17 protein-coding genes are annotated in these 19878 nt (G+C 51.8%); 9 read left to right on the top strand and 8 right to left on the bottom strand.

Going from position 1 to position 19878, the window contains the following annotated elements:
• Positions 1–56: 56 nt before the first annotated feature.
• Positions 57–1079, top strand: a complete 1023-nt coding sequence (locus NDO75_RS02190) for a tyrosine-type recombinase/integrase (RefSeq protein WP_310904467.1) — start codon at positions 57–59, stop codon at positions 1077–1079.
• Between the two features lie 412 nt (positions 1080–1491).
• Here the strand turns inward: NDO75_RS02190 and NDO75_RS02185 are convergent, their stop codons facing one another.
• From NDO75_RS02185 to NDO75_RS02170, 4 genes are all read right to left on the bottom strand, one after another.
• Positions 1492–2835, bottom strand: a complete 1344-nt coding sequence (locus NDO75_RS02185) for a DUF5797 family protein (RefSeq protein ID WP_310904466.1) — start codon at positions 2833–2835, stop codon at positions 1492–1494.
• Between the two features lie 494 nt (positions 2836–3329).
• Complete coding sequence (locus NDO75_RS02180; protein WP_310904465.1) at positions 3330–4550, bottom strand: hypothetical protein; 1221 nt, start codon at positions 4548–4550, stop codon at positions 3330–3332.
• 113 nt (positions 4551–4663) lie between these two features.
• Positions 4664–5077: a hypothetical protein gene (locus tag NDO75_RS02175; protein WP_310904464.1), complete on the bottom strand. Its 414-nt coding sequence runs from the start codon at positions 5075–5077 to the stop codon at positions 4664–4666.
• 100 nt (positions 5078–5177) lie between these two features.
• A complete protein-coding gene (locus NDO75_RS02170; RefSeq protein WP_310904463.1) occupies positions 5178–5993 on the bottom strand; it encodes a hypothetical protein in 816 nt (271 codons plus the stop codon).
• Between the two features lie 213 nt (positions 5994–6206).
• Between NDO75_RS02170 and NDO75_RS02165 the strand changes: the two genes are divergently transcribed.
• A complete protein-coding gene (locus NDO75_RS02165) occupies positions 6207–6812 on the top strand; it encodes a site-specific integrase (RefSeq protein WP_310904462.1) in 606 nt (201 codons plus the stop codon).
• 240 nt (positions 6813–7052) lie between these two features.
• Here the strand turns inward: NDO75_RS02165 and NDO75_RS02160 are convergent, their stop codons facing one another.
• The gene (locus NDO75_RS02160) at positions 7053–7412 is read right to left on the bottom strand and encodes a hypothetical protein (protein ID WP_310904461.1); all 360 of its coding nucleotides are present in this window, start codon (positions 7410–7412) and stop codon (positions 7053–7055) included.
• Positions 7413–7697: 285 nt separating this feature from the next.
• On the opposite strand from NDO75_RS02160, the gene NDO75_RS02155 reads away from it, so the two are divergent.
• The gene (locus NDO75_RS02155) at positions 7698–8858 is read left to right on the top strand and encodes a hypothetical protein (protein ID WP_310904460.1); all 1161 of its coding nucleotides are present in this window, start codon (positions 7698–7700) and stop codon (positions 8856–8858) included.
• Positions 8859–9311: 453 nt separating this feature from the next.
• On the opposite strand, the gene NDO75_RS02150 is transcribed toward NDO75_RS02155, so the two are convergent.
• Entirely contained in the window at positions 9312–9605 is a 294-nt protein-coding gene (locus NDO75_RS02150; protein ID WP_310904459.1) for a hypothetical protein, read from the bottom strand.
• Positions 9602–9811 carry a hypothetical protein gene (locus NDO75_RS02145; RefSeq protein WP_310904458.1) on the bottom strand — a complete coding sequence of 70 codons (210 nt, stop codon included), beginning with the start codon at positions 9809–9811 and terminating at the stop codon, positions 9602–9604. Before NDO75_RS02145 ends, NDO75_RS02150 begins: the two co-directional genes overlap by 4 nt.
• Positions 9812–9964: 153 nt before the next feature.
• Here NDO75_RS02145 and NDO75_RS02140 point away from each other — a divergent pair, with 153 nt between their 5' ends.
• From NDO75_RS02140 to NDO75_RS02115, 6 genes are read left to right on the top strand one after another with little or no spacing between them, the layout of a single operon-like run.
• On the top strand, positions 9965–10492 hold the full coding sequence (locus NDO75_RS02140; protein WP_310904457.1) for a hypothetical protein: 528 nt from the start codon (positions 9965–9967) through the stop codon (positions 10490–10492).
• Between the two features lie 47 nt (positions 10493–10539).
• The gene (locus NDO75_RS02135; RefSeq protein ID WP_310904456.1) at positions 10540–11268 is read left to right on the top strand and encodes an HNH endonuclease; all 729 of its coding nucleotides are present in this window, start codon (positions 10540–10542) and stop codon (positions 11266–11268) included.
• 48 nt (positions 11269–11316) lie between these two features.
• Positions 11317–11508, top strand: coding sequence for a hypothetical protein (locus tag NDO75_RS02130; RefSeq protein WP_310904455.1), 192 nt, complete (start codon positions 11317–11319; stop codon positions 11506–11508).
• A gap of 3 nt (positions 11509–11511) precedes the next feature.
• A complete protein-coding gene (locus NDO75_RS02125) occupies positions 11512–15693 on the top strand; it encodes a TaqI-like C-terminal specificity domain-containing protein (protein WP_310904454.1) in 4182 nt (1393 codons plus the stop codon).
• A complete protein-coding gene (locus tag NDO75_RS02120) occupies positions 15690–18653 on the top strand; it encodes a helicase-related protein (protein ID WP_310904453.1) in 2964 nt (987 codons plus the stop codon). The genes NDO75_RS02125 and NDO75_RS02120 overlap by 4 nt, the downstream gene beginning before the upstream one ends.
• Positions 18653–19198, top strand: coding sequence for a TATA-box-binding protein (locus tag NDO75_RS02115; RefSeq protein WP_310904452.1), 546 nt, complete (start codon positions 18653–18655; stop codon positions 19196–19198). Before NDO75_RS02120 ends, NDO75_RS02115 begins: the two co-directional genes overlap by 1 nt.
• 17 nt (positions 19199–19215) lie before the next feature.
• Here the strand turns inward: NDO75_RS02115 and NDO75_RS02110 are convergent, their stop codons facing one another.
• The gene (locus tag NDO75_RS02110) at positions 19216–19875 is read right to left on the bottom strand and encodes a hypothetical protein (protein ID WP_310904451.1); all 660 of its coding nucleotides are present in this window, start codon (positions 19873–19875) and stop codon (positions 19216–19218) included.
• Positions 19876–19878: the final 3 nt, after the last annotated feature.

Below are 19878 nucleotides of genomic sequence, written 5' to 3'. Positions count from 1 at the left end.
CCTGACGCAGGGGAACGCCGGGCCGCGCGCCACTATCCTCGCGCCGAGGACTACACATGTCGAACCCCAACGATCGACTCGAACCCCTGACTCCTCGGGAAGCTGTAGAACTGTATGAGGCCGACCGTCGCGATGAGGTATCCGACGCAACGTTGCAGTCACACGGATACCGACTGGAGCGCTTTATCGAGTGGTGCGAACGCGAGGACATCGACAACCTCAACGATGTCAGCGGCCGGGACATCCAGCGCTTCAAGCTGTTCCGCAAACAGCAAGTGAGCACGGTCACCCTCAAGTCACAAATGGACACCCTGCGGGTGTTCCTTCGGTTCTGTGAGTCGCTTGATGGCGTGCGTGATGGTGTTGCTGAATCAGTGGTGAGTCCAACGGTCGACCGTGAGGACAACGTCAGCGGCGCTATTCTGCCAACTGACCGTGCGGAAACCATCCTTGCTTACCTCGCTAAGTACAACTACGCCAACATTCATCATGTCCTACTGCGCATCCTGTGGGAGACTGGTTGTCGCATGGGTGCAGCGCGCGCGATCGACGTCGATCACGTCGACTTACATGACTGCCGCATCGAACTCCACCACCAGCCTGAAACTGATACGCCGCTGAAGAACGGAAAGCGTGGAGAGCGAGAAGTCGCTATCTCGCCGGACACTGCGCTACTCATCGAAGACTATATTGAAGAACATCGGCACGATGTGACTGACGACTACGGTCGCAATCCCCTTCTTACGACTGAATACGGCCGAATTACGAAAAATACGCTACGTGCGTATGTGTACAGGCTATCGCGGCCGTGCCAGTATGGCAAGGATTGTCCGGTCGGCCGCGATCCCGATGACTGCGAAGCTGTCGAAAGTAGGATGAGCGCATCGAAATGCCCGGAATCCCGGTCGCCACACGCAATCCGCCGTGGAGCTATCACGCACTGGCTAACCCAGGATGTGCCGACTGAGGTCGTTAGCGACCGGATGAACGTGACCAAGGACGTATTGGACGAGCACTACGACAAACGCTCTAAACGAGAACGCATGGAACAGCGGCGAGACTACCTTGACTCGGTCTAACTAACCCCTTATCTTATCCTTCCCGTCGTATTTGTCCCAGATATGGACTCCTCTGACGAATCACTAGAGGATCGAACGCGACGCGTGCGTGCGGTACTTGCTGCTGTATCAGATGCTCCTGATCTCGATGAGACTCTGCGTGCGCCGACAGAGGACGCTGTTGAGAGACTCGATGCTGCGCTAGCCGAGGGGATTGAGGAGCCATCCGCTCCAGACACACTGTTCGATAACGATCCAGTCGACCCTCCCGAGACGGATGGGCCTCGACCACTTGACGAATTGTTCGACAGCGATAGCAGCACAGAGTCTACCAGTGAATAAGCATGAGTCTGGCTGAGCGTGTTGCGCAAACATCCGCTGGGAACGGGTACGAAGTGTTTGGGAGTTCAGCTAGGAATATAACTAAGTACAACTATAATTGATCTTCAGCGTCGTCAGTCGGCCGAATTCGACTATCTGCGTCTCGATAGTACCATTCTGAGAGATGATCCTCTAAATAGTGATGGACATCAGCACTCTCGTCGAAACCCCACCTATCCTGAAGCTCACCATTCGATGTAGGCGCTAGTTCGATGACGTCCTCTAACCGAGCTCGTTCTTCATTAGTCAACGGCTCTGTGGACGTACCTTTTTTGCCACCCTGCTCAGAGGAGGTCAACGTACTACCCTCCGGTCCAGATTTGAGAGAAACATTTGGTGATTTATCGCTGTACGCAAACCGTAGGGGGGATGGATGCATCGATCGGGTTTCCTCGCGGTACTCAGCAAGGAATGGCTCGACAATCCATTCTTGCGCTATTTCGTGTAATTGCCAAAAATACTGCTTACCTTCCTCTGTCGAGTCGATTCCCTCATCGGCATCCCAGTAGTTGTCTTCTGGGTCCCCCCGTTCGGGGTACTCATCGGACGACTCCAACCACTCCTCAAATTTTTCAATGTGCTTCATGAGTAGGTCCTCTTGATACTGGAAGGAACTGGCTCTTGCAGCGGATTCTAGAGATGTCAGATACCAATCGACGACTATTGATTCCTCAATGGGATATGCATCGAATTCTTCATGAGTGTCCCAGGGAGCCATCGGGCTCGGAAGTTCAGTAATATAACTCATGAGATAGAACGTCCAGTAATCATTGGGCGCAGCATGGAACGTAGCGAGGTTACGGCCATTTTCAATCTCTAACTCGGGACCATCTGGATCAGCAAACTTCTCTAATCGCTCGTGTAACCGTTCAGGGACGCTGCCGTACCCAGTATAGTGCTCGCTTTCAATTTCACAACCGAAACTGATGACCTGCGCAATCAGGTCCTCAAGCGCTTTGGCCTCCTCTCTGTCCTGAACCCGTTCCATGTGAATAATCGATTTTGGTGGGAAGAGGCGGGTTGCATACGCTGAGTTATCCCCGCCAGTTGCGTGTTCAGCGATTCGGTCAACAGGGTCCAATGTTTGGCCAACATAGTAGACTTCGTCCGCTTCGACCGCTTGTTCGACCCAATTTGGAAAGTTCGACTGGTGATCCCCTATCGGCGGTCGAATTTTCGCAGGGTAATCCAGCCATGCATCTTTCCCCTCCTGCACTGCTTCTACGATTCCTTTCCCATCATATGCCTCAATCTCCTTTCGCAGCCTGATTTCAGGCTCGCACTCTAGGACATAAACAAAGAAATCACCAGAAGTGTCGTGTGTGAGGTCGTGCATCCGTTTACGAGAACGGGAACGGATTTCATTCTCGTCAAGTTGCCACAGCGGTGTATCCATTATCGCACACTCGCGGTGGGGCTGATTTCAACTTTACTAAGCCTCTAATCGAGTCCGGTGTTTTAAGGGATAAGCATAGGATGAGTGACTAAGAACGCCACCATCGAAGCGCAATCGAGAGTGCGCCCGTGCCTCTTACGATAGCGAGGACACTCGAAAATCCGAGTACGCCGAATAGCTCGGGTCCAGCAAACCGTAATAACAAGGCGAAGTCACTGAGGAGAGCGAAATCAAAGAAAAACATCAAACCAGCGTAAGCAAACGCTTGTACCGCTTGTGACGGTGCGATAACACCCTCCATAGCTAGCAATGAAACCACTACAAGAGCAAGCATACCCCAGAAGCTGAGGATTCTCAGGCCATGCGTGTATGCTGCGCTCGCATTGTTTCGATAGTCTCCCTTGGCTTTCCTGAACAGACTCAAGAGGCCTCGCACTTTCTTTGTAATTAACGGGAAGTATACATAAATGTGAGTGCTGGAATTCAGCACTGGTCTAAAGGAACTGTACCAAGCTCAGAACAGCAAGGACGATTGTCAGTACCGTCATTACGATTGTGAGATTCTTCACATCCTTCTGGAGATCCATGTTAGCTGAAGCTGTCCGGGCCGCTACAGTATCGTGGATGAATTGCGAGATTCGATCTAGTTTGGCGCCTACTCGATCGAGGTCGTTCTCGGCTATGGTAAACAGCTCTCGCAGATGTTCGTCATAGGAATCGAACATCGAAACTTGCTGTTCGGGCACTGCTGGGGGAGATATTGAAACCGTACCATTTCGTTCCTCATCATCTAACCAACTAGTTTCCTCCCGTAGTACAGTAACCTCATCAACGAGTTTCGTGTAGATGTCCGTCCATTCCCGACGAAGTTGTTCGAGTTCTTCCTCTGACGAGAGAGCTGCTTCCACACCGTCCGCATCCTGATTGAGAACATCGTTTATACCATGCGTCTCCTGATCAATATCTGCGATCAAATCCCGTCGGTGACGTAGCCAGTCATCGGCTCGGAAATACGGCTTAAGAACGCCCTCAATACGACGAAGCCACGAAGGACCCCATGGTTCTGTTTCCTGTTGCTCGTAGGATGCGGTGGTATTGAGAACCGTCAAGTTCCGGACGCCGTCGGCACCCGATGACTGGGGTGTGATAAGGTCTTCTCCGGCGAATTCGATTGGATGGCCGAGTAAGAACTGGAACTTTCCGAGGAGCGTTTGATGTCCTTCAAGAAACTCATGAACTGCCTCAGTCTCAAGAGACCCGCCTTCAACACCGATTTCCTGCTTTTCGCTCGGTTCTATGTAGAAGGCTGTCGGAGGGTCTCTGCGGTCGGTATCTGCAATACTAGGTATAGACTCGGAAATCCAATTCAGTGAGTCCATCAGTTCGTTCTGAACGACGTGAGTCCGCGAGGACTCCTGTTCTGTGAGGTCGCTAATCTGAGAGTCAGAGAGAATTGCGACTGTGGTGACATCCAGAATATGACGACAGTCTGGTTCAATTAGGGTGAATACCTCGTCGAAGGCAGGAAGATCGTCGAATGAATCTCCATCCGCCGAATAAATCGTACGTCGCCAAGTTCCACCAGTGCCCATGATTGGTCCTCCATATCGGTCACCCTCTTCACCATACACCTGCGACAGCTGGTCTTCGAGGGATTCCTCGGAGGAGGCTTCGCAAAAGTCGAACCGCACAATTGCAGCGAGTTCAATATCCATACGGTCAGTAGATAGACACTCTACGAAAAGCCGTCGAGACCATTCTTGTATTGACGCCCGTCGACCAGGAAGCGGACTGTCTGGGCATTGGATCGCAATAAAATCGCGACAACTTATCGGCGTCTGTAGGTTGGTTGCCTGAATCGCTGGTTCATCCAAATCAGAAAGGCGAAGGTTGGTATTCCAACCACGAATAGCAGCGCAGCAATTGTGATTGAATTCAGTATAGCCGCCACGAGCAAGTCAAACACAAAATATGCTACAACACCGGGAATGCCTGCTATGACATATGACCCAACAACTGATACGATTGTTAATCCAATGCTGAATAGGCCGAGGGCACCAACCATCATGAGCGCATATCCTGCCGGGTCAATGAAGGCGTTTTCAGCAGAGGGCATTGTCTGAAATGCCCCTGCCATCTTCAGAAAGATGGTCTGAAAAGTAGGTATTAGGAGGAGAGCTATGATCGTCCCCTCAAAGGCGTCTTCAGCAATTGAAGCACTCGCCTCAGCGGGTCGTGGCATACACTATCTATCGGAGTGTTATCAAATAAGTTTGACCCCATAGGAATATTCTGAACGGAAAATACCCATCTGACATAGAGACACGTCAATTAGACTGTGATCAGGGGTCAAATACGATTGTTTCTCCCGAAGACCGAGAAACCGGTATCGCGATTTCATCCTGTTCAATTCTGCTAAGCCGATTGATAACACCAATACAATCTCTACAGTCCCGTTCTATGTTCTTGACGGGATCCAATGTGTGGCGGTCATCAACATTGTGAATGAGGGAATTACGAATGTTCGTACGAATGTCTTGTAACCTGTCGTGTAACGTCTTATCAATAACTCCTCTATAGTAGAGATACTTTTCTCTCTGTATCCGCGAGAATTTTTCACGAGCAATCTTTTCAGTATCTGTATTCTGAGTTATTTCGTCTTTCAGATCACTTGCGTGTTCTTTTATATCTCCGTTTTCCATAGTTCGTTCTTGGTCGAGATCAGACGGAGCACTACTGGAGAGCTCAGTAATGCATAACTGAACCATGTGCTGATCAATCACCTCCTGGCCCAAGCTAAACAACAATATTATATCATCGGCGAGTTCTTTCCGTTTCTCGGTTTTCCGGCCCATAGCAGCAAGGCGCTGAGGATGGGCATGATCTGGAAAGTCATCTGGGTCAAGCTGATCAGCATACTCGTCCCACCATCGTTCTATTTGCTTTTCCCCTCGAGTGATCTCAAGGAATTTCTGGGCGAGAGTTAGATGTGCTACTGTATATTTTCCTTCGTCATCTTCGACTACAGGGGAGTTACTCAGTAGATTCCTCTGTATTTCAAGAGCATCTACATCGTCTATTTCTTGGAACTGCTGATTGAGTTCGTTGAACACCTCTTCTGCGCTTTTCACCCCTTCAAATGGATTTTCATCTGTCATTGGAGTCGCCTTATCAGTCCAGAAAAATAAAGTCTCGATTCAGTCATTGTTGGTTAGATGAAGGCAGTGAGAATCCCCCTAACTCAACCTACTCTCGATTCATTGCCGACTTCTTGGACAAGTCGGAAACAAGATACGGTAATCCCCCGCGACAAGGGGTCGATTGAGGCGACATCCAGACAATTTAGTGAATACTTGTTCTAACAAACCACAATGCGACTCGAGGCGACAGCAAAACAAGACGAGTACAAGGTCTGGATGACCGACGAAGAACTGCGAGAACTACGTCGTGCTGCTACGAGTCATCGAGACGACTTAATCATCCAGTTGGGCGGGTATGTTGGGCTTCGTGCCTTCGAAATTCCGCAGGTTCGGCCGAAACATGTGAAGCGGACAGACGATGGTGAACACTACCGGGTCCGGGTGCCCGAGGGCAAGGACACGACCGGTACCGGTGGGAAACCCCGGGATGCCTATCTACCTCGTGATGTCGAAGGCGACATTCATCGGTTCCAGACCGCTGAGGACATTGGTCGACATGAACCGCTAATTAATCTGTCTGAGCGCGGCGTACGACACGTCGTCAAGCGCACCGCTGAACGCGCAGCTGAACAGACTGGTGACGACGATTATCTCTACGTCAGTAGCCACGACCTTCGACGCCGCTTCGCTCAGAGACTGCTCGTTGATGAACAAATGAATCCCCGCGTCGTGATGGCTATTGGCGGGTGGGATTCATTCCAAGCAATCGAGCCCTACCTGAACTCCCCGACACCAGAGGTCGTGAATGAGGCGTTTGAAGAGGCCGATCTCGCATGAGCGACCACTGAATGTGTCTTTACATCGCTGGTGGCTATCACATGACTCGTCCCGAGAAGCGGATTGAAGCAATCGAAGAAGCCCTCGGTGAGGTTGACGTCATCTTCTTGAATCTCCCCACTCAGATAGCCCGGGAATCAAGATCCCAATATCTCCCTGGTGGAGGATAAGCAGGCTCAATCAGACGTAGCAGGGTGTCGAGTTTAAGTCTGAGTGATTCCCGACTTCGGCTATTCACCGCTACTTGAACCGTGAAGGCACTCTACTGTCATCCTTCGCGTTCTCGAGGAATTCGATTTTATCGACGACTCCTCTCGTTTCCCATTCGACAGAATCCAATGCAGGCCTCTCTCCCGAACTTTCCCCGACCGCAAACCTGAGTTTGACGTCGTCCTCCTCCGCATTCGTTCTGAGGCTCCACCTCTGCCCATCTGTTTCCTCGACATATACGGTGTAGCTATGTGGTTCAGATAGTTCCCTTATCACGCGACGCTTCGAGATGACTATCCCTGTTACAGTCTTTCCTTCGAAACCGATGTTCATCCGATCGCCTATGTCAAACTCATGAAGAACCGAGTCGAAGAGCTTGAGTTGGCTCATACCTTGTATTTGTCTCGTCCTCACACTTAAACTGTAGAGCAGGACTCTCCATGGATGGGGATTATCTGCTTCTCAACTAGTCCACCAAATACACCTCGAGGAAGTCACGAGCAATTCCAAGACCACTACTGTGGCAACGTACCCCTCGGCCCCGAGAGTAAACAATCAGTATAGGCTAAGGCATTACCGAAGCTGTAGTCCACTTTTCTGGTTGCTGCCAGAAACCGCGTTCTGAATACAGTGGCTTGATGACTTCTATATACCTGCTGTCTGAAACGAAGCAACATGGTCGAACTCACGCTGGACCGAATCGTCAGTCTCGCTGGCGATTGGAATGACGGTTCTCGGGCAAGTGAACAATTCCGGGAGATCATCGAGGACGAACAGACCACAACTGAGGAGATCGAAGCATATCTGCTTGAGGCGATGGAAGGAACTGAACAGTACCACAACCGCGCCCTGCAAGACCTCGTCAATAACATCGGGCGACGTCTTGGCTTCGAAGTTGAATACGGCGTCTATCAGGGTCGAAGCGACACAATCGGATACGACGGTCACTGGGTCTCGACGGCAACTGAAGACGACACACACCTCGTCGTGGAGACGAAGAAGACGACCGCCTACTCAATAGATCCGGGACAGGCAGGCGACTATATGGACGAACTCACGACCGAAGAAGGCATTGACCGGTCACAAGTCTACGGCCTGTACGTGATTGGTGAGGGAGATGTCGAGACGGTTGCACAGACGGTGTTCGGGTCTCAGTACCGGGAGCGGATGCGAGTGGTAACTGCACAGCGTTTACTTGATTTACTCGGAATTCAGGAAGATTCGGGGCTTCGGCACGATCAGGTCGTTGATGTCTTGCTCCCGATCAACGCAGTAGATGTCGGACAACTGGTCGGGCTGATTCAAGACGTTATTGAGTTCCGTGAAGACGATAGCGGTATAGAAGGCGGGTCTACAGACGGGGGCGGTACAGCCGGAACAGAGTGGGAAGGACCACAGACCGGCGGGAACGCAGTACAGGGGACCATCTCTCGAGACGAGTTGAGAGGGGATGATGATACCACGGTCGCTGTGTTCCCATCTCAGACGTCCGGTGTTGAGTTCCTGAAGGAGAACAATGCGTGGGGCTTCGTTCACATCAACCAGCAACCGGAGTATGTAGCGATGTACATCTCCGATGACGTCCAGCAGATACGCTACGTGGCTCGTGTGAAGAAGATTGTTTCCTCGACGGAAGCCACTCTCGCTCGGACACTGGAGTCTTACGTGGGTGATCAAGCGGAGTTCGATGAAAACAAGCAGGTCGTCGTGTTCGAACCGGGTTCGTTGCACGAGTTAGAAGACCCAATTGAGTACGAAAGTCGAGTACCCTACTCACTACGCTATACAGAGTTGGGCCGATTCAAGGAAGCAGAAACGACCGATGACATACTGTGAATGGTTTCAGGTTGTACCTGAGTCCGGGACCATCAGTTCTCTACTCGCTGGGCTCGTTATGTTTCCCCAGCACTAAATGAAGTCGTAATTAAGCTCTGTATTCACTACTCTTCTGTGAACCCCATCTGTACCTGGCGGAATCCTCACTGCTCAACAAGCATCCTCAATGGCATGATCAAATGCGTTGGCCGCATCCCCGATTGTGACGAGTAATGTATCAGCGGTGTTCAGCCGGTCGACTATACCTTAGCAATGTTACTCTAACAGAACACTGTTTCCACCAATTGCTCCGATCGCAGTGGTGGCGGCATCCCGGAGACAAATCCTACACAGGCTAACAACGACAGTGTATTTGATTAACAGACTTCGAGCGTGGTCAACGATCCTGGCACTGTCAATAACTAAATAGAGACAAAACTAGCGCCATAGCCGCTGAAAGCCCTTATCAACTCACTATCGGATCTGTTCCACCATATCGATGGGCTCGAAAGTCTCCAGCAGTTCTTCCTCAGCGTCCACGGAGAGCCCAGAGAGCATTACCGCACCGTCGTCGTGAGTGTGGTGCTGCACCTCTTCGTTCTCGTCTATCACCTCGAGTGCGTCGTATCCGACGGTGCCGTGCTGAACGTCATCATCACGCGAACGCTCGTTTGGTCCGGTCTGGTATGTCGTCCGAATGACTGCCTTGACACGCCCGTTCCCGGTCGGCTCGTCGTACTCGAACCAACGCGTACTCTGCGCCGTCATTCCGAACCACCCTCATCTTCTTCGTCTACTTCAAATTCAAAGGCTGTGTCAAGGTCGATACCGAATTTTTTCTTGATGTCAGTCCGTTTCTGGACGGCAACGGCACGCTCGTTTTCGTTGAATTCCAACGAGAATGGCGTGCTAACGTTGTCTGTTTCAATGCTAATTTCGTGGTCACAGGGATTCGTGCGAATTTTCGTTGGCATGGTTATTTTGCGAACTGTGGCGGGCGTTCACTGGTGGATGAACACCCAAGGCGCCCAGGTCTAGACACAACACCGGTAAAAGGGTAAGGGGGTTGGTAAAGGGTGGCATAGAGAATGATAGTATAGAAGTTGGGTGGCTGAGATGAGCACTATATGAGTCTGATTGAAGACCTGCCACGGGATTGGGAGGAGTATCGAGTATCAGAAAACCCGTCACCAACGTGGACATACCGCCACCAGTATCTCGATGTCGAAGTTTCGGTACTCGGGATGGATGCAGATGAGATGAATCCCGAAGCAGATACAGACTTATTTTACAGTATTTCCCTTCAATGGGCTGCTGACGGGTTTGGCGGCGTGGAAGATTTCTTTGACCCAGTAGATCAGATTACCTCAGAAGCTGACGCCCGAGATTGGACTCTGGCCCTGATGACCCAGATCGATAACCAATTCGTTCCAGGTGATACGAACTATGTGGGCCGTGCAATGCGGGCAGCTGAAGGACAGCAGACCACCAGCGGCAACCCCAGCAACTTCGCTGATGAACCGACGTGCCCTGCATGCGATGCTCCCTTCTTCCAGTTCAGAGGTATGGATACTTACGAACAGGCCCAAAACCACTTCGAATACATGGATGATGAGGAACACGAGGGATGGGACGTCTCAATCGAGCAGGCGTAGACTCGCGGTGTTCGTTTGCGAAGGCACCTCAGTAGGTGAAGCAGATAATGAGTGATAGCCGAACTGGTGGGAGGGAACAGTTTAGGAGAGGCGTCGAAGAGTGGAGAGATCGTCTTTCTGAAGCGCAAGCATCGATAACAGACGCAAAGAGTGCTCGCCAAGAATATGAATCGCAAGTCGAAGAGCGCGTTCAAGAAGAAACTGGGCGATTAGCATACTGGGACGACATCCAAGGTGAAGAATACGACCAGCTGTCGCGAGCGATCGATCACACTCAAGCAAGACACCAGAAATTACAGCGTGAATTCCAAGCCTGGGTCCAAGAATTCGATCTTGAATACAAGACACTGGTTTTGGGTATACTGGAAGCATTCGAGGGCGACATTCGCACGAGTCGAGTTGCAGAAATCGTGGGATGCAGTCATAGTCACGCCGCAAAATTCGAGTATGATGATGAGACAGAGACCGCCCGCAAAAAAGACTGGTGGAGTACGTACGAGGAATCAAAGCTCTCGCCCGCAAAGCGCGATAAGATCGTAGAAGAAGATGGCGAGTGCGCCAGATGTGGGGTCGACGGCAATCTTGTCGTTCATCACATCATCCCTGCTAACCAAGACGGGTCCGCTGATCGAACTAACTTAGCTACTCTTTGCAGCGATTGTCACGAGGCATCACACGGTCATGACGTCCAGAGTGGTGAGGTCATTTACGACGATCGTGAGGGGTTTTGGAAATGGGTCGATGCAGAGTACCAAACTACACTCGACTTCTACTAGACTAAGTAAAGACTATATATTCCCAGTAACACTTCGAGCGCATAACGAATGACCCGGAAGAAAATCGGGCGAAACACCGGACAGTCCGGACGGATCAACGTTTCCGGGTCTGAACTCGACAAACTCGGCGTCGACATCGGAGACGCGGTCGAAGTCGATGTCGTCGACGCAAAGGAAATCGCACACGCGCTCATCGACAGCAAGGACGCAGACGAATTCATCATCGTTACACCGGCTTAATACATGCAGACAGCACTCACCTACCGTACGAACCGAGACCTGTTCTCCAACCACTATCTCGACGAACACCTCCCCGAGACCGAAGAGTGGGACCAGGTCAGTGATGAGGAACTCCAAGAGGCCTACGAGGACATCAAAGACCTCTGGGAGCGAGAGAAGAGTACGGCTCCGAAGCGGAACGAGTCCCAGCTCGAGGAGAAGTTCATCCGGCCAATGTTCCGGAAGCTGGGCATTCCGTTCGAGGTTGAGGAAAGTACCAGTCGTACGCAGCGACGTCCGGACTACGGTTTCTTCGAGACAGAAGACGCCGCCCGCAAGGCGTTCGAACGTCGCGAAGAGGGTGGTGACTTCTACAAGGACTCTGTCGCCGTCGCCGACGCTAAGCGCTGGGGGCGCCCCCTCGACACTCGTGGGAGTGGTGAACACGAGCGCGACTTCGAGAACCCCAGCTACCAGATCCACGTTTACCTCCAGGAGACGCCCGCACGGTGGGCAGTGCTCACAGACGGGAAGAAGTGGCGGCTCTACTACGCTCCGACGAGCCACCGGCTAGACTCTTACTACGAGATTGACCTTCCGACCGTGCTGGAAAAGGGCGACCTCGAGGACTTCAAGTATTTCTACCTCTTCTTCCGCCACGAAGCCTTCCTCGAGGACACTGGTGGAGATAGTTTCCTCGACGACGTCTACGACGAGTCTAACGTTTTCGCTCAGGAATTGGGGGAGGACCTTCAGGACAACATCTACGAGGCAATCAAGATCCTCTCAGAAGGGTTCCTTCAGTACCCGGACAACGATCTCGACGAAGACGACCTTGACCTGATCCACGACAGCTCGCTCATCTATCTCTATCGGCTCATCTTCGTCCTCTATGCTGAGAGTGAGGGCCGCGACCTGCTCAATACGAATAACGAGATTTACGAGCAGTCGTACAGCTTGAACTCGCTCAAGCAGGAGATTGCCGAGGAACTCGATAGTGCAGACCCGAAGTATCGCGACTGGCAGGATAACCTCCAGTCTCGTCTGGACGAGCTCTTCACGCTCATCGACAAGGGGAGCAAGTCGCGCGGAATTCCCGAAGAGGATCTCTACATCCCGGCGTACAACGGTGGGCTGTTCCGTACCGATCCTGACGAGGACGACAGCCGCGAGGCGAAGTTCCTCGCCAATCACGACGTTGGCGACGCCTATCTTGCAAAAGTCATCGACCTTCTCACTCGTAGCGAGAACGCCAATGGTGGTGGGAAAATATTCGTCGACTATTCGTCGCTTGACGTACGTCACTTGGGAAGCATCTACGAGGGACTGCTGGAGTATCAGCTCAACATTGCCGAGGAGCCGTTAGCTCTCGACGATGGCGAGTACGTGAGCGCCAACGAGGGTGATGATGTCGTCGTGCAGGAGGGCGAAGTGTACCTGACGACAGGCAGCGGTGAACGGAAGGCTACTGGGTCGTACTATACGCCCGAGTACGTCGTCGAGTATATCGTCGAGAACACACTTGAACCGCTGGTGGACGACATCCGGGAAGAACTAGCCGGTCAGAACGCCCGGGGTGACCGTGGCTTCGCTGCGGAGTTTGCCGAGCGCGTGTTCGACCTGAAGATCCTTGACCCAGCAATGGGAAGCGGACACTTCCTCACGAGTGCTATCGACTATTTGGCCCGCGAGATTATCGACGCTCAGGAGAAACAGGCTGCGCAGCAAGGCATTGAAACCGTCGATGAGGAACATGACATCAACTGGGCACGTCGACAGGTCGCCCAGCGCTGTATCTATGGAGTTGACCTGAACCCGCTTGCTGTCGAACTAGCTAAGGTATCTCTGTGGCTGCGAACGCTCGCCGCTGAACAGCCGCTCGCATTCCTTGATCACCACCTGAAGACCGGTAACTCGCTTGTCGGGAGCGACATCGAGGAAATCGAGGAACTAGAATCAGATAGCGGTGGCGACGGTCAGAACGCTTCGCTTGCAGACTTCGGTGTAGCCCGGAAAGGGACAATTGAGCAGTTGATGCGGATCTACGAGGACTTCATCGCCATCGAGAATCAGGAACTTGCGGACGTCAAGGAGATGGAGTCCAAGTACGACGAGTTTGAGCGGAACAAGCTTCGACAACGGCTTGAAGCGATGGCGAATGTCCATACTGCCGAAGACTTCGGACTAGATAATCTTCCATCGGATGCATATGAACGGATGGCCGCAGCGTTGGAAGACGACGACGAGTGGGAAGAAATTGAACAGATGCAGTGGTTCCAAGATGCACAAAAATGGGCCGACGATGATAATTACTTCCATTGGAAGTTAGAGTTCCCTGAAGTATATTATCAAGAAGATGGACAGAGTGCTAATGTCCCTGGTTTTGATGCAGTAATAGGTAACCCTCCATATGTTCGCCAAGAGTTAATCACTCAACTCAAAGATTACCTCCAGAAAGAGTTTGATGTCTATCACGGCCGTGCAGACATCTACGCCTACTTTGTAGAGCAGGCAATCGAGTTGGCTGGAGAGAATCGTCGCCTCTCATACATTCTTTCCCACAAATTTACGAAGGTTAAGTCTGGGAAGGGGCTAAGAAATCTTGTGGGAGGGTATCAAATTGAGGAATTCATTGACTTCCAAGACCTTCCTGTCTTCGGGCCAGACGTGAGCGCATACCCTGCTATTATGGTCCTTTCCACTAGCTCCCCAACTGACGATTTCAAATATGCCAAAATTGATGATTTGGGCTTCTCTTCACTTCCTGAAAGGGTTGAAGAAGTTAAAAAGGATGTAGATCAGTCAGACCTCTCTAAAGATGAGTGGACATTCTTGGGGAAAGAAGAGCGTGAATTGAAGAACCGAATCTCAGATATTGGTAGGCCAGTAGTCGAAGCAATTGGAGATCCCCTTGTGGGGGTGAAGTCCGGACTCAATGAGGTACTCATAATTGACGAAGAGAAGCTGACTGACCTCTTCGGTGAAACAGAAGACACTGAACTCTTCCGGCCGATCATCTTTGGGAAGGAGATCAAGAGGTTCAGATCACCCAAACCAGAGAGTTATATAATGTACCCCTATGAGCGGACAGATAATGGGGTTGAAGTTGCGAATTTGGAAGATTACGAAGTGACCAAACAGTACCTAGAGCAGCACAAGGAGGACTTGGTGAGTCGAGCAATCATCGAGGACAAATATCCTAAGGGGGAAATGGAGTGGTACGAGCTCCAGCAAGTGAATAAAAATGTTGACCCATCCAAGGAGAAAATCGTCTACCCAGACATCTCACGACGTGCACATTATACGATTGATACAAGTGGGAGTGTGGTGACTACTACTGGATTCATCCTCCAATCATCGGATAGATACTATCTTGGGTTGCTAAATTCAGCCCTGCTAGAATGGATTCTTGCTGTTGAGTGTGCCAAGGCGAGAGGCGGTTATCTTCGACCAAAAGCCCAATACGTCGGTAATCTGCCAATCAAGGAAGTAGACCCGTCCGAGCGTGTCTATGGATCAGACGGGAATAGCGAAGGAGAACTCGCTGGGCGAATTGAGAAACTTTCACAGGAATTGCTAGATTTGAATGATGAACGAAGGAATCTCAATCTCAATTTACTTGACTATCTTAGCGGGTATGAAGATGGTGAAACCCTCGGAGACATTTATTTCCCACCTGAAGACGTTTCTGATTCAATTCTTACTGACACAGAGGATGAAAGAGACAGTCTACGTGTTGGCAGTATCGAACTGAAAGAGGATGGAGACAACTTGGTCCTCTACTCCTCTGCTAGGTATAAACCGACAGAACCTGAGAACTTTGAGACTGATCAATGGGGTTATACTGAAACCGACTTGATGCCTGCCATGAAGTTCACTAATTTGTCAGACATCGAGATGGTTCTCCTCAAAGAGTTCATCCCACTAGCAGTTGATGAGGCGGGCGGGTTTGCAGGCTTCCGAGAAACTGCCACGTCGACTAATTCTCTTATAGACCGGTTCACATCTCTAACCTTACCAGAGATTGAAAGTTGTAGGAATGGGTTGGAACGCTTTGCAGACGTGAAGGAACGGGTAGATGAAATTGATTCACGAATACAAGAAGCTGAAAATGAAATTGATGACCTCGTGTTTGAGCTCTATGGTTTATCCAGTGCAGAGAGGGAGCTTGTAGAAAATGCGCTATCCAATCTGATTGAGGAATGACTGATTTCAAAGTCGGCGACCGCGTTAAGTTCGCCGGCGGACAGGGTGAAATCACGAAAATAGAAGACCGCCCGAACGGAAGCCAACTACTGCACGTCTACACTACAGAGGGACAACTACGTAAGCTCCCAAGCGGTCTGCCTCATATTGAAAAAATAGACTCTCTCCTCGACCGGCTCAGAGCAAAGCAGGTCGATAACCCCCTCCACCACGATTTACACTCACGGGCAACTCGTCTTGACCTTGCTTACCGGTACGATCGGTTCCTCTCGCTAACGAACAACCGCATCGAGATTGAACCCTATCAAGTCCAAGCCGCCTACGAAATATTGAACTCGTACGATCATCGCTACCTCATTGGCGATGAAGTCGGCCTCGGTAAAACTATAGAAGCCGGTATCGTCATTGAGGAGCTCATCGCTCGCGAACGTGCTGAGCGCGTACTTATCGTGGCACCGGCGCCACTGACGGTACAGTGGCAAGAAGAGATGCGCGAGAAATTCGACCGGAACTTCGTCATCTACGACCGGGAGACGGTCGAAACTCATCGGCAATCCCACCCGAATCAGAACGTTTGGAAACAAGAGGACCTCATCATAACCTCGATCGACTTCGCGAAACAGACGACCGACGATCCAGATTCAGACAGGGTTTCTGTTCTGGACGCTCTCGATAACCTCGACGAGGAGTGGGACGTTGCCGTTTTCGACGAAGCACATCACCTGACAGCTCGCCGCTCGAGTGACGACTCTATCGAGCGGACGCAACGCTACCTGGTGGGCGAGGCGGTCGCTGAGAACTCTGACTCCCTGTTGCTCCTCACAGGAACGCCACACAAGGGCAAGTCCGACCAGTTCTATTTCCTCGTCAGCCTGCTCGACCCGTACCGCTTCAGCCATGAGTCGCAAATTAACCCCGACGCGCTGGACGACTTGATGATACGGCGGTTGAAAGACGACATGTACGACACCGATGGGACGCGCATGTTCCCCGAGAAGAACATCGAGGCATTGGGTGTCGACATGTCCCAGGCTGAGCGAAAGCTCTACGAGGACGTCACTGAGTACATCCGCGAATACTACAACCTCGCACAGCAAGAGGAGAACCAGGCTGCCGGCTTTACGATGGTCATCTACCAGAAGCGGCTGGTCTCTAGCGTCCATGCCATCAGAAAATCGCTGGAAAACCGCATGCGGGCGATCCAGAACGACGGCATCGCCGAAGAACTTCCCGACGACGTACAGGAGCTTATCCCGCGCTACAGTACGGAACCCGAGACGCTAACCGAGGCCGAACGGTCACGTGTCGAAGAGGCCCTTGAGACGGTCACAATCACCCTGAATCGGTCGCAGATGCAGGAGGAACTGGACCGCGTTAAACAGCTCTGGCAGCAAGCCAAGAACATCGAGACCGACTCGAAGGCGCAACTGCTGCGCCAGTTTGTCGACCGCATTCTGCGGGAAGACCCCGATGAGAAAATCCTCATCTTTACTGAGTACACAGACACCCTCGAGTACCTGCGGGATCAGGTGTTCCCTGAACACGACATCGCGCAGGTGTACGGTGACCTCGACCAGGAGCGCCGACGGCGGGAGATGGAGAAGTTCGAAGAGGAAGCAAACCTGATGCTCGCGACCGACGCGGCACAGGAGGGGCTCAACCTCCAGTTCGCCCATATCATGGTGAACTACGACCTGCCGTGGAACCCGATTCGTATCGACCAGCGCATGGGCCGACTCCATCGCTACGGACAGGAACACACCGTCGAGATTCGCAACCTGTTCTTCAAGGATACTCGCGAGAGCGAGATTCTCAACCTCCTCGTCGAGAAAACCAACCAGATCGAGTCTGACCTCGGAATGCGGTCGGACGTGATGGGTCGTGTTCTGGAGGATGTCGACCTCGACGAGACGATCATGTCTGCTATCGCTGAAGGTCGGCCAACAGACGAGGTGGTGGCAGACATCGAATCGACCATCGAGGAACGCAAAGACGCCTTACAGACCGTTGAGAACGAGTTCCTCATTCGAGACCGGTTTGACCTCTCCAACGAGGACGAAGAGGTTCTCGACGTAATTGAGCGTAGTCAGCACGGCGAAGTGAGCGAAGACGACATCGAAGTTCTTGTTCGCGAGTTCTTCGATGAGTTTGGCGGTATAGTCAAGGGCATTCGCCCCGGCCCCTCGCGTTCTAGTGGAGACGTCTACCAATTGGACGTTCCGGACGTACTCTCGGGTGACCAAGTTTCCGGACAGTACGAACGTGCGACCTTTACCAAAGAGGTCGCGATGGACCAGGATGACGTCGACTTCATTGCGCTCGATCACCCGTTAGTCCAGTCGCTTATCGAGTTCTGTCTCAGCTCTGACCGCATCCAAGGCCAGCTCGCCGTCAAAGTCACTGGTGGAAGTCAGCCAGCACCGGGAATACTCTTTACCTACCGACTAGGCTACGTCTCGGGGGCTGGCGATGTCGTTACCGAGAAACTCGTTCCACTGTACGTTACCACAGACGGCGAGGTCTCCACCAGTGCTCCCGAGATAATCGATACACTCCCTCCCAAGGAGACGTCCTCTAACCAAACTCTCGACCGTTTGGCATCGATGGCTGAAGAACTCCACCAGGAGGCACAGATGGAAGCTTGGACGCAGGTCGAGTCGTTCGCCGATGAAGCACGAGAGGAGCGCGAACGCGAGATCGAGATCAAGCGCCAGCACGCAGAGCGGTACTTCAAGGAGCAAATCAGTGAGTGGGAAGAGCGCCTTGAGACGTATCAGCAACGAGACGAAGAGGGAAAGGACATGTCTGCTCCAATCGGAAATGCAAAACGGAAGCTCGAATCGCTCCGGCGTGAGCGGGACGAAGAACTGGCTCGTCTCGAAGAAGAGAAACACGTCACGCCAGAAGAGCCAGACTTAGTGTCGGCCGCGTTCGTCATTCCAGAAGAAGAGGCTGAGTAATGGTCAGTATCGCCAATATTGTCGGGTCGGGAAGTCTAAACGTTGAGTTAGACGTTGAGCAACTGGGTGCTGATTTGGATGTGCCGTATACTGAATACGACCCAGAGAACTATCATGGCCTCTACGTCCGTCTGGTGGAGGGCGGGCCATTGATCACTGTCTATCGCAGCGGGAAATACATCATCAGCGGATGTTCGACGTTCGAAGAACTGGCGGATACGAACGAAAAGTTCCTCGAGCACTTGATCGAGTTCGGTATCATCGATTCTGACCTTGATCCAGGATTCACCGTACAGAACGTCGTCTGTACGGCCGATCTGGGACACAGTGTGAACCTCAACGCGCTCGCAATCGGTCTGGGTCTCGAGGCGGTCGAATATGAGCCAGAACAGTTTCCTGGTTTAGTTTACCGACCTACCGAGTTTCCTACTGTGCTACTACTCTTTGCAAACGGAAAAGTCGTAGTTACAGGGGATCCAGAGGTTCAAATCGCTGAAGAAGCGTTTTCCAACCTGGAATCCCAAGTCGACGATCTTCTCGAATAAAGTGAGACGACACTAAATCAGATCGTCCATTCCGGGCGGTCCTTGACGAGGTCTAAAAACGAGTCGAGCAGCTCCCCATCAGAACCATCAGGGTCATCTCGAAGATCCTCGAGCCGTGCGTGGGCATCTCCGACTGCCGAATTGATTACGAGACCGTGATGATAGCCTAGTTGAGTTTGTCCCGTTGCGACTGCCACAGAGGAGTAGTTAAGTCCCGCCGCGATTGCTGCCGCATAGAGGGTTGGTGTAGAGAGTCCCTCATTGGACCCCATATAGTACGGCCACGACATGTGACCGATGTAGTATTGCGATTCAACAAAAAGATGTCCGGAAGGGTTGTAGGTGATCCGAGTGGTTACGATAGGATCTGATGGGTCGGGGTATGCTGCTCTCAGGTACAGCGGTTTATTGGTCTCTGGATCCAGTTCGTGGTCGGCTGCGGAGAGACCCGAGAAACAGTCTTTGACGAGCTCTGAAACCTCGAACCACATCTGTCCGACTTGCGTTTCGGTCTCCCGAACATCTGAAGCGGGCTCTATACTGGAATCATCTGCTAAAGTTGGAACATCACGGGGCAACTCGAAGAGAACAGTATCGAGAGCATCCAACCCCTCGTAGAATTCATCGACTTCTGCGAGTTCAGGTACGTGCTGTTGGTTACTCGAGTCGGGAGCCATCAA

It is taken from the genome of Natrinema sp. 1APR25-10V2 (assembly GCF_031626495.1).
Taxonomy (GTDB): Archaea; Halobacteriota; Halobacteria; order Halobacteriales; family Natrialbaceae; genus Natrinema.
This window is presented reverse-complemented; position numbering and strand designations above follow the sequence as displayed.